The following is a 384-nucleotide window of genomic DNA, read 5'->3' as shown; positions in this document are numbered from 1 at the left end:
TTTTGTACGAAGTCCTTGACTATGGTTTTTCCTCCCTCAAAACCCATTTCTTTTATTTCCCGATAGAGGCGAGCAGCAGTATAGGGACCTTCTTTGATTTTTTCAAGAATATAGGATTTGTAAGGGTCAAGCTTGCTTTTCCTTCCGGGACGTTTCTGGGGTTCAGGTAAGGTTTTCAGCTGGAGATATTTTCTTACGGTTTTCCTGTCAAAACCTGTTTCTTTGGCGATTTCGCTTATGTTCAAGCCTTGTGAATATAAATCTCGTATCAATAGCCATTCCTCCGTTTTAAGCATGATTTATAATCCTCGAACTTTTCTCAAGGATTGGGTATTGAGGAATTTTAATCCGGCTAAAATGAGGAATTATTCACCGGCCTTGACA

Annotated in this window: 1 protein-coding gene; it reads right to left on the bottom strand. The window is 39.6% G+C overall.

The window, feature by feature from the left end; genetic code table 11:
- Window positions 1–296, bottom strand: a 296-nt coding sequence (locus ASJ81_RS15770; protein ID WP_141241770.1) for a helix-turn-helix domain-containing protein, incomplete at its 3' end; no start/stop codon positions are given.
- Between the last annotated feature and the right edge of the window lie 88 nt (window positions 297–384).

The organism is Methanosarcina spelaei, from assembly GCF_002287235.1.
Classification (GTDB): Archaea; Halobacteriota; Methanosarcinia; order Methanosarcinales; family Methanosarcinaceae; genus Methanosarcina; species Methanosarcina spelaei.
Note: the sequence above shows the minus strand (reverse complement) of the source record. Positions and strands in the feature narration are given on the sequence as shown.